Origin of the sequence: Ureibacillus sp. FSL K6-2830 (assembly GCF_038004145.1) — a bacterium.
In the GTDB taxonomy this organism is placed as follows: domain Bacteria; phylum Bacillota; class Bacilli; order Bacillales_A; family Planococcaceae; genus Ureibacillus; species Ureibacillus thermosphaericus.
Genome location: NZ_JBBOQR010000001.1, coordinates 1,100,105 through 1,112,134, shown reverse-complemented (window position 1 = coordinate 1,112,134; position 12,030 = coordinate 1,100,105). Strand labels below are relative to the sequence as shown.

15 protein-coding genes are annotated in these 12,030 nt (G+C 36.7%); 10 read left to right on the top strand and 5 right to left on the bottom strand.

What is annotated here, in order from left to right:
* Nucleotides 1-55 precede the first annotated feature (55 nt).
* The 5 genes from NSU17_RS05425 (at nucleotide 56) to NSU17_RS05405 (ending at nucleotide 4,070) form a co-directional block, all read left to right on the top strand.
* The gene (locus NSU17_RS05425; protein ID WP_168412653.1) at nucleotides 56-235 is read left to right on the top strand and encodes a uracil-DNA glycosylase; all 180 of its coding nucleotides are present in this window, start codon (nucleotides 56-58) and stop codon (nucleotides 233-235) included.
* Nucleotides 232-522 (top strand): YwdI family protein, encoded by a 291-nt coding sequence (locus tag NSU17_RS05420; RefSeq protein ID WP_340704507.1) that lies wholly within the window; start codon nucleotides 232-234, stop codon nucleotides 520-522. Before NSU17_RS05425 ends, NSU17_RS05420 begins: the two co-directional genes overlap by 4 nt.
* Nucleotides 523-551: 29 nt before the next feature.
* Complete coding sequence (locus NSU17_RS05415; protein ID WP_340704506.1) at nucleotides 552-935, top strand: DUF423 domain-containing protein; 384 nt, start codon at nucleotides 552-554, stop codon at nucleotides 933-935.
* Nucleotides 936-1,121: 186 nt separating this feature from the next.
* Nucleotides 1,122-2,297, top strand: a complete 1,176-nt coding sequence (locus tag NSU17_RS05410; protein WP_340704505.1) for a M20 family metallopeptidase — start codon at nucleotides 1,122-1,124, stop codon at nucleotides 2,295-2,297.
* A gap of 102 nt (nucleotides 2,298-2,399) precedes the next feature.
* Entirely contained in the window at nucleotides 2,400-4,070 is a 1,671-nt protein-coding gene (locus tag NSU17_RS05405; RefSeq protein ID WP_340704504.1) for a methyl-accepting chemotaxis protein, read from the top strand.
* A 178-nt stretch (nucleotides 4,071-4,248) separates the two neighbouring features.
* Here the strand turns inward: NSU17_RS05405 and NSU17_RS05400 are convergent, their stop codons facing one another.
* Both NSU17_RS05400 and NSU17_RS05395 read right to left on the bottom strand, forming a co-directional pair.
* On the bottom strand, nucleotides 4,249-4,680 hold the full coding sequence (locus tag NSU17_RS05400) for a spore coat protein GerQ (protein WP_340704503.1): 432 nt from the start codon (nucleotides 4,678-4,680) through the stop codon (nucleotides 4,249-4,251).
* Between the two features lie 30 nt (nucleotides 4,681-4,710).
* Nucleotides 4,711-5,079 (bottom strand): cell wall hydrolase, encoded by a 369-nt coding sequence (locus NSU17_RS05395; protein ID WP_445684090.1) that lies wholly within the window; start codon nucleotides 5,077-5,079, stop codon nucleotides 4,711-4,713.
* A gap of 335 nt (nucleotides 5,080-5,414) precedes the next feature.
* Between NSU17_RS05395 and NSU17_RS05390 the strand changes: the two genes are divergently transcribed.
* The gene (locus NSU17_RS05390) at nucleotides 5,415-5,585 is read left to right on the top strand and encodes a hypothetical protein (RefSeq protein WP_016837298.1); all 171 of its coding nucleotides are present in this window, start codon (nucleotides 5,415-5,417) and stop codon (nucleotides 5,583-5,585) included.
* A 32-nt stretch (nucleotides 5,586-5,617) separates the two neighbouring features.
* Here the strand turns inward: NSU17_RS05390 and hemQ are convergent, their stop codons facing one another.
* Nucleotides 5,618-6,370 (bottom strand): hydrogen peroxide-dependent heme synthase, encoded by a 753-nt coding sequence (gene hemQ, locus NSU17_RS05385; RefSeq protein WP_096550296.1) that lies wholly within the window; start codon nucleotides 6,368-6,370, stop codon nucleotides 5,618-5,620.
* Between the two features lie 181 nt (nucleotides 6,371-6,551).
* Between hemQ and NSU17_RS05380 the strand changes: the two genes are divergently transcribed.
* Nucleotides 6,552-7,385 carry a lipoate--protein ligase family protein gene (locus NSU17_RS05380; protein WP_016837296.1) on the top strand — a complete coding sequence of 278 codons (834 nt, stop codon included), beginning with the start codon at nucleotides 6,552-6,554 and terminating at the stop codon, nucleotides 7,383-7,385.
* A gap of 7 nt (nucleotides 7,386-7,392) precedes the next feature.
* Here the strand turns inward: NSU17_RS05380 and NSU17_RS05375 are convergent, their stop codons facing one another.
* Nucleotides 7,393-8,052: an RsfA family transcriptional regulator gene (locus tag NSU17_RS05375; protein WP_168412650.1), complete on the bottom strand. Its 660-nt coding sequence runs from the start codon at nucleotides 8,050-8,052 to the stop codon at nucleotides 7,393-7,395.
* A gap of 249 nt (nucleotides 8,053-8,301) precedes the next feature.
* On the opposite strand from NSU17_RS05375, the gene NSU17_RS05370 reads away from it, so the two are divergent.
* The 3 genes from NSU17_RS05370 (at nucleotide 8,302) to NSU17_RS05360 (ending at nucleotide 11,741) form a co-directional block, all read left to right on the top strand.
* Nucleotides 8,302-8,532: a DUF1450 domain-containing protein gene (locus tag NSU17_RS05370; protein WP_016837294.1), complete on the top strand. Its 231-nt coding sequence runs from the start codon at nucleotides 8,302-8,304 to the stop codon at nucleotides 8,530-8,532.
* 247 nt (nucleotides 8,533-8,779) lie between these two features.
* Nucleotides 8,780-10,102, top strand: a complete 1,323-nt coding sequence (locus NSU17_RS05365; protein WP_445684089.1) for an HD domain-containing protein — start codon at nucleotides 8,780-8,782, stop codon at nucleotides 10,100-10,102.
* 439 nt (nucleotides 10,103-10,541) lie between these two features.
* The gene (locus NSU17_RS05360; RefSeq protein WP_340704502.1) at nucleotides 10,542-11,741 is read left to right on the top strand and encodes a polysaccharide deacetylase family protein; all 1,200 of its coding nucleotides are present in this window, start codon (nucleotides 10,542-10,544) and stop codon (nucleotides 11,739-11,741) included.
* A gap of 44 nt (nucleotides 11,742-11,785) precedes the next feature.
* Here the strand turns inward: NSU17_RS05360 and NSU17_RS05355 are convergent, their stop codons facing one another.
* A complete protein-coding gene (locus NSU17_RS05355) occupies nucleotides 11,786-11,971 on the bottom strand; it encodes a 2-hydroxymuconate tautomerase (RefSeq protein WP_016837291.1) in 186 nt (61 codons plus the stop codon).
* Nucleotides 11,972-12,030 lie beyond the last annotated feature (59 nt).

Here is a 12,030-nt window from a genome sequence, read left to right as displayed (position 1 = left end):
TAAACTTTTCACAACACTGGAAATTTGGTAGAGTGAAATAAAAGGTGGGTTTCCCATGAAAGTCAACTGTTTTAAGTGTAAATATTTTAAAGTAACGTGGGATCCAAACAATCCACGAGGTTGTACAGCTTATCAATTCAAAACAAGACAATTACCGTCTGTTGTTGTAAAACAATCTTCCGGGATGGATTGTTTAAAGTTTGAACGAAAGGAATTACAGGGGGAAAGAAAATGATTTCCTACGAAAGATTGTTTAACCAAATTGAACGTTATACGGCACAAGCAAAACAAACGACTAGTGAACAAGAGTTACGTGAATTGTTGAGCGCCATTCGAGCGTTATGTGATGTAGCATTAAACTCAGAAAAACGACCAACGTCCTTTGCCCAAAAAGACCAAGTGCAAAGTAATGTGCAAAGGCAAATGCCAAGCTATGTGCAAGTATCTCACGGAAATCAACTTCCCCCTTCAACCAAACTAGATGAAGAGGATGCAAACGGGGAATCAATTTTTGATTTTTAAAAATAAAAATAAAAAAGAGGTTTTGTAAAATGAAAGGTTCTATTATAACAGGTGCAGTATTTGGTTTTTTAGCGGTTGCATTAGGAGCATTCGGTGCACATGCATTAAAAGAAGTATTGGATGACTATGGTGCAGGAATTTGGGATACTGCTGTTCAATATCAAATGTTTCATGCAGCGGGCATCGTTCTAGTCGGCATTTTAATGCATCCAAGATTAATAGGAGATACGTCTCCTTTAAAATGGTCGTTTCTCACTATGTCCATTGGTATTTTATTCTTCTCCGGCAGTTTATACATACTCGCTGTTTCGGGTATCGGAATTTTAGGTGCTATTACCCCAATCGGTGGAGTATTATTTTTAACAGGATGGGTTTTGCTCATGATTGGTGTAGCAAAAAGCAGAATTTACTAATCAAAACTTTAGCAGTTTGAAGTCCATGTGAACGGCTTTAAGCTGCTTTTTTTATGGTTATAGGAATATATTAAAGGAAGTATAAAAAGTATAATTTGATTTACGCAATATTTCGACACATTCTATGGTGCTTATTCGTGGTACGATAATATGTAAAAGGACGCAACTTGGAAAGGGGTTTTTACATTGGAAAAATTATTGCTATTGTTAGATCGATACTATGAGGAAATGGTTTCCATTCGAAGATATTTACATGCAAATCCAGAGCTATCTTTTCAAGAAGTGCACACACCTCAATATATTGCGAATTTCCATCGTGAAATAGGCCTTGAAGTTCGAGAAGGAGTCGGTGGAAGAGGAGTTGTAGCCACTTTACGTGGAGCAAAACCTGGAAAAACAGTGGCGCTCAGGGCTGACTTTGATGCATTGCCAATCCAAGAAGAAAACGATATCCCTTATAAATCAAAGGTAGATGGAGTTATGCATGCTTGTGGGCATGACGGTCATACGGCAACGCTCTTAATATTAGCTAAAGCACTTTACGAAATGAGGGAAGAAATCAGCGGGAATATTGTGTTCATTCATCAATTTGCGGAAGAAGTGCTTCCGGGCGGTGCAAAACCGATGATTGAAGATGGTTGTTTAGATGGGGTAGATGTGATTTTCGGAACGCATCTTTGGGCTCCTACGCCATTAGGAGAAATCCATGTAAAAAGTGGTGCGATTATGGCAGCTCCAGATATGTTCGAAGTGACAATTCATGGTAAAGGTGGACATGGAGCAGAGCCTCATAATGCTATAGATTCCATCGTCCTTGGTGCTCAATATGTAAGCCAGTTGCAAACCATCATTTCGCGAAGAATTAGTCCACTCAAACAAGCGGTCATTACGGTAGGACAATTTGAAGCTGGGAAAGCGTACAATATTATTTCGGAAAAAGCTACATTAAAAGGAACTGTCCGTACACTCGATGAAAAGGTGCGCAATCAAATTGAAAAAGAGTTGGAATCTCTGCTTAAAGCGATATGTGATGGAGCAAATGCGACTTATGAATTTAAATATACGAGAGGTTATCCTGCCGTTGTGAATCATCCAGATGAAACAGCCTTTTTAGCTGATATTGCAAAAGCCATTTCTGAAGTAAATCAAGTAAAAGAATGTGAACCATTGATGGTTGGAGAAGACTTTGCTTATTATTTGCAAAAAGTGCCTGGTACATTTTTTATAACTGGTGCAAAACACCCAGATTGGGAAACAGCATATCCACATCATCATCCAAAATTTAATTTTGATGAACGAGCGATGTTAATTGCTGCAAAAACGATGGGACTTGCTACACTAACTTATTTGGAAAATAGATAATCATATTAATTTTTATAAAATCTTCCTTATATCTAATAAAAAATGAAAAAGAAAATAGTATAATAGACTTATAGTATATTTCCATATGATGAGGTGACCAGGATGAGCATCTGGGGAAAAATGAATGTAGCTTTTTATTCCTTAATCGGGCTACTGTGTATATCGATGATTGTTAGTTTTATAAATTTTAATAGAATCGATAATCAAGTAGATGAGGCATTAAATGAACGAGTGGTAGCGCTTCAAGAAGTCTCTTCAGTTCGTTATCAAGTAGCCAAACTTGATAATTCAATCACAAAATTTCTTCTTACGAAAGATTATTCCAATTATGAAATGGTCAGTGTATACACACAATTAATCGATCAGCAAATAGCAAAGTTAGAAGAATTAGCTGCTACCGATACGATGAAAGGTTATATTGATGAATTAAAGCAATATAAACAAGCATTCGATGCAGAGTTTGCCATAGTAAACGAAACGATTAATTATGAAGAATTAAATAACGAAAATATTCAATCCATTCGACAAGGTCTTATTGATACGATTGATAAAATAACTCAATACCAGACGGAACAATTGGAAGATATAAAAAAAGAAACCAATGCTGCCATCTACTCATCCAACTTTACTGCCGTGATTGTCTTAATTGCCAGCTTAATTGTCAGCGGAATTTTAGTATATTTTGTACGAAAAACAATTACGTTACCTTTAAGAAAAGTAATGGAAGCAGTAAAAGTGGTTTCATCCGGTAATTTAACGGAAAAGGATTTACAAGTGAATTCAAAAGATGAAATTGGCCAGCTTTCAAAAGCATTTAATACGATGAAAAATAATTTAAAAACACTCATTCAAAGCGTACAGCAAAACGCGGAACAATTAAGTGTTGCAGCACAACAGCTTTCTGTGAGTACTGAGGAAATTACTTCCACAAGCGAGGATATGTCTCGTCGCGTTAATTCGACAGCGGAAGTGGCTCAGACGAACTCTCAAGCGGCAAATGATTCCGCTCGAGCGATGGATGAAACAGCGATCGGCGTACAAAAAATTGCTGAATCCACTCAGCTTTTACATTCCAATTCTATAGATACGAGCAATATGGCCGTACACGGTGGAGAAATTATTTTACATGCAGAAAAACAAATGGATACCATTAGTCTTTCTACGAGCCTTGTTAATGATTTAGTTCAAAAATTGAGCAAACAAACAGAAGAAATCGAAAATATATCAAGGGTTATTGCTGAAATTACAGATCAAACGAATTTACTAGCATTAAATGCTGCTATTGAAGCGGCTCGGGCAGGGGAACATGGAAAAGGATTTGCTGTAGTTGCTGAGGAAGTTCGTAAACTTGCAGAAGAATCAAAAGAATCGGCAAGTCAAATTACTGAACTGACGGTGGAAATTAAACGAGATACCGAAAATGTCGAAAAAGCTGTATCCAATTCATTACGTTCAGTGGAAGACGGCGTAAAAGTCATTTCAGAAGCAGGACAAAACTTCGCTAACATTGTGAAAGCAATTGAACAGATGAAAATCCAGATTGAGGAAATATCTGCAACAAGCGAACAAATTTCAGCAAGTGCTGAGGAGGTTTCTGCTGCGATCAATGAAATTTCCATTGCATCCACTGAATCTGCGAGCGAAATTCAAATGGTTGCTGCAAATATAGAAGAGCAGGCTGCAACGATTGAACAAGTGAATAAAGTGGCTGCCGAATTAAATGATAATGCACAAAACTTACAAAAGGTAATCAGAAAATTCCGCATCGAATAAAAGGATTAACGACTTGTCCGAATAACCCACAAAAAAGAGCGAATAAGGAATGTAAAGTTTCCATTCGCTCTTTTTAATGATGTGTAGTCTATTAGTCTGATAGTGGATGTTTGATGAAAATGCGTAGCGTTAGAAATTAAGTAATTACATTTTAGTTGAAAATGTAGATTTTGTTTAACTAACGCTGTGGTCTAGTCGGTGTATTAATATATCTAAATCCTTCTTCAAAACGCGCATAGTCAAAGTAAATCATTGGTAATAAGTATACGTGATTTGTATTCGCTTCTCGAATCACCGCATGATCTCGACCGGCTTGCATGACTACTCCGCGAATGCGCAATGTATTTCCTTTGTTTTCACTTGTATTTTCTGCACTTGGGAATGTGAAAGAAAATGTACCTGTTACACCGATATTTTCACGTAAAATGTTTTCAATATAAGATTCCTCTGTTTGTCTACCCCCAGTACCAGGTAACACCGTTCCGGAAGGTGTCATAAGATTTCCGCTTTGTACAGAAGGTGGTGTTTGCTGCATTTGGCCTTGGCCAAAATACGGTTGCTGATAATATTGACTCCCTGAAGCACCAGGACCCCAATAATAGTAAGTCACTCAAAACACCCTTTCATAATAATTTAATGCTTAAATACCAGGACAAACGCCTTCAGTAGGTGCATAAAAGCAGTGGGACTTATATCTCCCGGTATTCCATTGTCCATACCATTGTGCAGGGCAGCTTCCGGTAGGCTTGAAAAACCAAAGAGCCCTGTCGGCGGGAACGAAGCGTTCACCGTTAATCACTCTGCGTGCTAATGCCATGTCTTGCGGACGTGCTCGCTGGTAAAAATAACTTTTTTGTACCGCCTCAAAACCTCCCGGGCTTTGGTAAACCATATCTTCTATGGTCCGGACATTTTTAAAGTCCAGACAGTCTGCCCGTACACGGTTCACCCCTACATTCCCAACTAACAACATGCCAAGGTCTCCATCTCCTTCTGCTTCGGCTCTCATCAATCGAGCAAGTAAGGCAACTTGCGCTTCATTAGTTGCAATGACGGCGATTTTTCATACCTCCTCAAAATAATGTATGCAAGCCATCACGAATCAGAATAAAATTTGCAAAAAATGTTTCATTTACTTGAATAAAGATATTTTACGGCATGGAGTTGTATAAAGTGAGACTCATATCAATAAACTAGAATTGAAAAGTTTGACGTGTTTCGACATGCAACACTATTGAATAGAATATGAGTAGAGGTGTTAGTTTGTGACGAATTGGGGAATAGATAATACTAAATAGAGGGGAGAAGAGAGCAACTAGATTATTTTAGTGGGAGTTGGTGAAATTGCAATTAGGTGTATGGATTGGGATTGTCGTCAGTGCTATTTTGGCGTTTATTATTGCAAGTTTCTTCAATCAACCGCTCCATTGGTATCTGTTTATTTTAATTCTTTTCATCGGCTTTTTACTTCAAACAATCATTATGATTTTAAAAACGCCTGATGAAAATGAATGAGCGAGACGCAACAACACGTCTCGCTTTTTTAATTACCGAATTTCAAGTAATTTTGCGAATTTTTCTTGATCTAATAAGTTGCCAACGAGGAACTCGCCAAATTCTCCGAAGCGGGCAGAAGCTTCATCAAAGCGCATTTCATAAACAATTTTCTTAAATTGAAGCATATCATCTGAGAATAATGTTACGCCCCATTCGTGGTCATCTAAACCAGTAGAACCAGAAATAATTTGTTTTACTTTTCCAGCATATTTGCGTCCAATTTCACCATGAGAGCGCATTAAATTACGGCGTTCAGACATTGGCAACATGTACCAGTTGTCATTACCTTGACGGCGCTTGTCCATTGGATAGAAACAAACATATTTAGTTCGAGGTAGTTCCGGATATAAACGTGAACGAACATATGGATTTTGATATGGATCTTCGTTCGAATCGCTTGCTAAATAGTTTGAGAGCTCCACAACAGAGAAATAAGTATATGTTGGAATTGTAAAATCAGCTATTTTTAATTTATTAAATTCAGTTTCTAATTCGTGAATTTCTTCAGGCGTTTCACGAAGAATCATTAACATAAAGTCTGCTTTTTGGCCAATTGTAGAATAAAAGGCATGAGAGCCAGTTTTAGCTTCGTGAACTTGATTTAATTTATCTAGATATTGATTAAATTCTTCAATCGCTGCTTGGCGTTCCTCTTCAGAGATTAATTTCCAAGAAGCCCAATCCATTGCACGAAAATCGTGCAGACAGTACCAGCCATCTAAAGTTAATGCTGCTTCGCTCATTGCTTTAACACTCCTTCGAATTGATAATCATTCACAATAATCTTAGCATAAATTATAAAATATTCCTTGCAAATAAACTTAAAATTAATGAACCTTTCATGAAATCGTTTACTTTCATTCAAAAATACTTTTGTGTATCCTTGAAATAGAGACGCTTATTAATATACAAGGAGTATATACAATGCAAACATTATTACAGCAAAAAACGTGGCGTTTTATCGATCAGTCAATGTCTTTTAACCGTACCCCACTCGAGTCTTTTGCGATGGATGATACCCTTTGCCATTTAGTGGGCCAAGGCTTGTCTTTTCCAGTTGTTCGCACATGGGTGCATCATCCTTACGTTGTACTTGGTATTCAGGATCATCGTATGCCATACATTCAAGAGGGAATTGAAGGATTAAAAAAAGCACATTATGAAGCGATTGTCCGAAATTCCGGTGGTCTTGCAGTTGTACTCGATCGAGGCGTATTAAATATTTCCATTGTCCTTTCAGAAGCACCAGGTTCCATTAGTATAAATACTGGCTATGAATTAATGTTTCAATTTATTAAGTTGTTATTTTCAGAAGCTGCACATCAAATCGAAGCCTATGAAATTGTCGGCTCATATTGCCCAGGTTCATATGATTTAAGCATCGGAGGAAAAAAGTTTGCAGGGATTTCTCAACGTCGAATACGAAATGGGGTTGCTGTACAGATTTATTTATGTATTGAAGGAAGTGGAAGCGAGCGAGCAGAACTTATTCGGGCATTGTATGAAACGAGTTTAAAAGATGTACAAACTAAATTCCAATATCCGAACGTACAGCCGGAAGTGATGGCTAGTTTAAGCGAGTTGTTAAATCGCTCCATTACTGTTCAAGAAACAGTCTTCCAAGTTCAACAATTGCTCGCTTCACTTTCTGGAAACGTTTTGTTTCAGCCGCTGGTGGAGGAGGAATTAGATTTATATTCTTTTTATTTAAAGAGAGTATTGGAGCGTAATGACAAATTGATTGGAAAAAATAAGTAGATGTGCATTAGTTCGGCACATCTACGTTTTCTTTACTAGAATTCATGTGAGTATAATCAGCGACTAAGTTTCCGTTCTTCTCCATTTTGAAAACAGGTGCAATGCGCGGTTCTTCATCTTCCAACGTAACAAGTCTGCGAGCGCGATTCATAATTTGAACGAATTGTTCGTAATCTTCCCGGATTTGTTTGTTTTCCTTGCGCAATCTTTCGATTTCTTTTTCTAATTCTTTTATTTTTTCAGTAGCAGAGTTTGCGATTTGACGCCATTTAGTAGCTTCATTGTCATGTCCACTTTGAGACTGTAAACGCAACAAATAAGCAATAACAATATCTAAATTCATATCAGATAAGGAGATTGGCTTGGATTGTTCTCCATCACTGCTAGGCAGTAAATAAACACCTGGTGAACGTCGTCTACCGTTCATCCCTAATAATTTCATTCGCTCTTTACGAATTCTTTTCGCTTCTTCTAGTTCTTTTTCATAGCGTTTGCGAACAACGGCATTCCATCGGAAACCACATGCTGCTGCAGTTCTATTTAATTTGTCTCCTGCTTCCTCAAAAGCGTTTAGTTGAGTACTGCCTTCTTTCACATGTCTTAATACTGCTTCAGCAAGTAGTTCATCGTTTTCTTTCAGCCAAGCATCTTGTCGAACTTTAACCATCGTTTAACCTCCTGTTAATATAGTAGTTTTTTATTATCAAAACTTATCGTGTCCAACAAGTTCCAAATTTATTCATTTTTATTTTAAAATTTTTATATGAATTTACTAAATGCTCCTTTCGTAAATGCATTTCAGTTCTTTGATGGATATTTGTCTTTTTTACTTGAATCGTTGTAACGTAATGGTCTAAAATATCACTTAGGCTAAAAGTAGAATTGAATTTGTATTATAGAAAGGGTTGTTGATCTTATGGCGGCAAACGAATTTAAAGTTTGCGATGAATGTCAAGCCGTCAATTTAAAAACGTTGATTCCTAAATTAAAAAAGCTTGATCCTGATGCAACGATTGTCATAGGCTGCCAATCATATTGCGGGCCTGGTCGCAAGAAAACGTTTACTTTCGTCAACGGGAGACCAGTTAATGCATTAACAGAAGAAGAATTAATGGAAAAAGTCAAAGCGAAATTAAAAATGGATTAAACAAAAGCTACTTTCTATTGTGGTAGAAGGTAGCTTGTTTTTTTATTAGTTTTTAAAAAATGCGTTGTTTTTAAACGAAGGATTTGGGGAAATCTACAAAATACTTGAAAGTTTTTGTATTTACTTGCGGTTTCTTACAATTTGAAACGATACTAAAAAAACTTCTCTGAATGATACCATTTACGTGTAAATAAATAGAAACTTTCTTATAATAGATAGTAAGAATTGGAAGGAACGAGGTGCAGTCATTTTGGTGGAATATGCAAAAAGAAAACTTGCAGAAGAAAAAGTATTTAAAGATCCCGTGCACCGATATGTTCATGTTCGTGACCAAGTGATTTGGGATTTAATTGGAACAAAAGAATTTCAACGGTTGCGTCGAATTCGCCAATTAGGTACAACTTACCTTGTATTTCATGGTGCAGAGCATAGTCGCTTTAACCATTCTTTAGGTGTATATGAAGTTGTTCGTCGCATTGTGGATGATGTATTTCATGGAAGATCTGATTGGAATGATGATGAGCGACTTCTTGTGCTATGTGCAGCACTACTCCACGATTTAGGCCACGGACCATTTTCTCATGCCTTTGAAAATGTATTTAAAACCGATCATGAATATTTTACGAGGCAAATATTATTGGGAGAAACAGAAGTCAATACGGTATTAAAAAGAGTATCGGAAGATTTTCCTGAAAAAGTGGCACAAGTCATTGAAAAAACCTATGAAAATCAACTGGTCGTAAGCTTGATTTCCAGCCAAATAGATGCGGATCGAATGGATTACTTACAAAGAGATGCATATTATACTGGCGTTAGTTATGGACATTTCGATATGGAAAGAATTCTTAGAGTAATGCGGCCGAGAAAAGGAAAAGTTGTTATTAAATCAAGTGGAATGCATGCGGTGGAAGACTATATCATGTCCCGCTATCAAATGTATTTGCAAGTCTATTTCCACCCGGTTTCTCGAAGTGCGGAAGTATTATTAAATAACATCTTGAAAAGAACGAAGCATTTATATGAGCAAGGTTATCAATTTACTGTCGAACCCGTTCATTTTAAATCCTTTTTTGAAAATAATATAACAGTAGAAGATTACCTTGAATTAGACGAATATTTATTGATCACTTATTTTAAATTGTGGATGAAAGAAAAGGATCCTATTTTACAAGATTTGAGTACGAGATTCGTGACCCGCAAACTGTTTGAGTATATTAATCTCAATCCAGAAGAAGAGATGGAGCGCTTTGAGAAATTAAAAAATTTATTCCAACAAGCTGGTATTGAAACAGAATACTATATTTATCATGATTGCACTTCTGACTTACCTTACGATTACTATGAACCGGATGAAGAAACGAACCGAATGCCGATTTTTTTAGAAATGCCTAACGGTGAAATTAGAGAGCTATCAAAGGAATCTTATATTGTTGATGCTATCGCAGGCCGCATGAAAAAAGATCATAAAGTCTATTATCCAAAAGAAGTATTAATGGATTCAACTCTTGATCCATACTTGAAAGTAGAAATCGAGAAATTATTGAACGAAACAAAAGAGTCTGGGACATAAACAAAAAATGAAAGGGGCAGTTGAAAGAATTTTGATAAAAAATTGATATAACGAAAAATTGATTGAAGTGACGGGGCAAGTTTCTGTCGCGCACGCTTAGTCGCAAAGCGGAGCAAGCTCAAGGAAGTAAATTCAAAGCTTTCCTGCGACGAGCCCTCTCGAAACACCGCAGGAGCGAAGGAATGAATCAGAGGAGGCTCGAGCCGGGCCCGCGGAAAGCGTCCCCGGAACGGAAATCAATTTTAATAACATATCAAAAAAACATTATTTTCTCCTTGGAGAAAATGATGTTTTTTAGATTTGTCCCAACCTCTTCTTTTTGCTTAATTCACGAATTAATCATGGGGATATGGAAGATTTAAAGTTTTCTGTAATGATTTAGAAATTATATTATAATAGGATAATAATATATTTAATATTTTTAGAAAGGATTAACGACATGAAAATCGCTCATAAAATAATCGCTTTATTGCTTCCGCTTGTTTTTATGGCTATAAATATGGGGGAAGCAAGTACGGTTCGTTATGCCGTCCCATTGCAGGATAACGTCAAAATTTTTGATAATCGTACTGGTGAATTTATTCCTGTTGCCACCATGAAAAAAGATCAGCCGCTTGTTATTAATAAAGAATATGAACAAGATTGGTGGGAAATAAAATTTGGAAACGGCTATGCCTATATAAGTAAAAGCGATGTTTATCAATCAGAAACATGGACAACCCGTAACGTCAATACAAATGCAAAAAATTCAAATCAAACGGTATTAATCAATTACGATTTAGAAGTATATGATAATACTTCCGGAAAATTAGTTCCAATGGTATCCATTAAGGCAGGATTACGATATCCGGTGATTAGTGAGTTCGGAAACTTCTGGAAGGTAGATGTTGGCGGTCGAATTGGCTATATGCCAAAAGCAAGAACAAGTGTTGATAACGGTATACCGATATTGATGTACCACCATATTTTAACACCGGAAGAAAAAGCAAATTCTGTATATGCGAATGCTTCAACAACGATCACAACAACAGAATTTAACAGCCAGATGGAGTGGTTGAAGAAAAATCAGTTTGAGACGATTTCGCTATATGACTTAGAACGATATTTACATAAACAAGTAAATCTCCCTGCGAAAGCAGTTGTGCTGACCTTTGATGATGGGATTACAAGTATTAGGGAATATGCATATCCAGTGTTAAAGCAATATGGCTTCATTGCGGAACAATTTATTATTACGAGTAGAATTCCGAAATCAAAACAGCCTTTTCAATGGGACACGCTGCGTTTTTTCAGTCAACAAGATATGGATGAGATGAGCGATGTCTTTCACTACGGTAGCCATACCCACAACTTACACAGTTTAATCGGTAATAAAGCGAAGGGGCTTACAGTTTCAAGCGAAGAATTATATGAAGACTTATTAACAAGTCAAAATATTTTAGGTACAAATTATTTTGCCTATCCTTTTGGTCAGTATGATCAACGCTTTATTGATACAGTGAAAAAAGCAGGTTATCGAATGGCTGTTTCTACGAGAAGAGGAAAAGTGAATTTAGGGGAAGATTTATACACACTCGAGCGTTTAGGAATTGAGCCGGGGCTTTCCATTAATGAATTTGCAAAAAAAGTGAGCAATTAAAAAATTTGAGGGTGCCGAATTGGTCACCCTCATCCTTTTGTACATTACTTATCTGAAGCGCGAACGCCGCCTGTTGCATAATGATTTTTAGACATTTCTTCAATAATAATTGTTACCGCTTCAGGTTTTGCATTAATTGTTTCAACTAGAGCTTCTGTAACTTTTTCAACCATCGCCTTTTTCTGTTCATCTGTGCGACCTTCTAACATTTTGATTGTAACTACTGGCATGACGCAACCTCCTAGTGGATAAATTTGAAGTATAATCATTATAATAGGTTTAAATGGAG

Excerpts from the sequence above, each read along its gene's own strand:
- NSU17_RS05425 (WP_168412653.1), top strand. The coding sequence starts at position 56 with ATGAAAGTCAACTGTTTTAAGTGTAAATATTTTAAAGTAACGTGGGAT.
- NSU17_RS05420 (WP_340704507.1), top strand. The coding sequence starts at position 232 with ATGATTTCCTACGAAAGATTGTTTAACCAAATTGAACGTTATACGGCA.
- NSU17_RS05415 (WP_340704506.1), top strand. The coding sequence starts at position 552 with ATGAAAGGTTCTATTATAACAGGTGCAGTATTTGGTTTTTTAGCGGTT.
- NSU17_RS05405 (WP_340704504.1), top strand. The coding sequence starts at position 2,400 with ATGAGCATCTGGGGAAAAATGAATGTAGCTTTTTATTCCTTAATCGGG.
- NSU17_RS05395 (WP_445684090.1), bottom strand. The coding sequence starts at position 5,079 with ATGAGAGCCGAAGCAGAAGGAGATGGAGACCTTGGCATGTTGTTAGTT.
- hemQ (WP_096550296.1), bottom strand. The coding sequence starts at position 6,370 with ATGAGCGAAGCAGCATTAACTTTAGATGGCTGGTACTGTCTGCACGAT.
- NSU17_RS05380 (WP_016837296.1), top strand. The coding sequence starts at position 6,552 with ATGCAAACATTATTACAGCAAAAAACGTGGCGTTTTATCGATCAGTCA.
- NSU17_RS05375 (WP_168412650.1), bottom strand. The coding sequence starts at position 8,052 with ATGGTTAAAGTTCGACAAGATGCTTGGCTGAAAGAAAACGATGAACTA.
- NSU17_RS05370 (WP_016837294.1), top strand. The coding sequence starts at position 8,302 with ATGGCGGCAAACGAATTTAAAGTTTGCGATGAATGTCAAGCCGTCAAT.
- NSU17_RS05360 (WP_340704502.1), top strand. The coding sequence starts at position 10,542 with ATGAAAATCGCTCATAAAATAATCGCTTTATTGCTTCCGCTTGTTTTT.
- NSU17_RS05355 (WP_016837291.1), bottom strand. The coding sequence starts at position 11,971 with ATGCCAGTAGTTACAATCAAAATGTTAGAAGGTCGCACAGATGAACAG.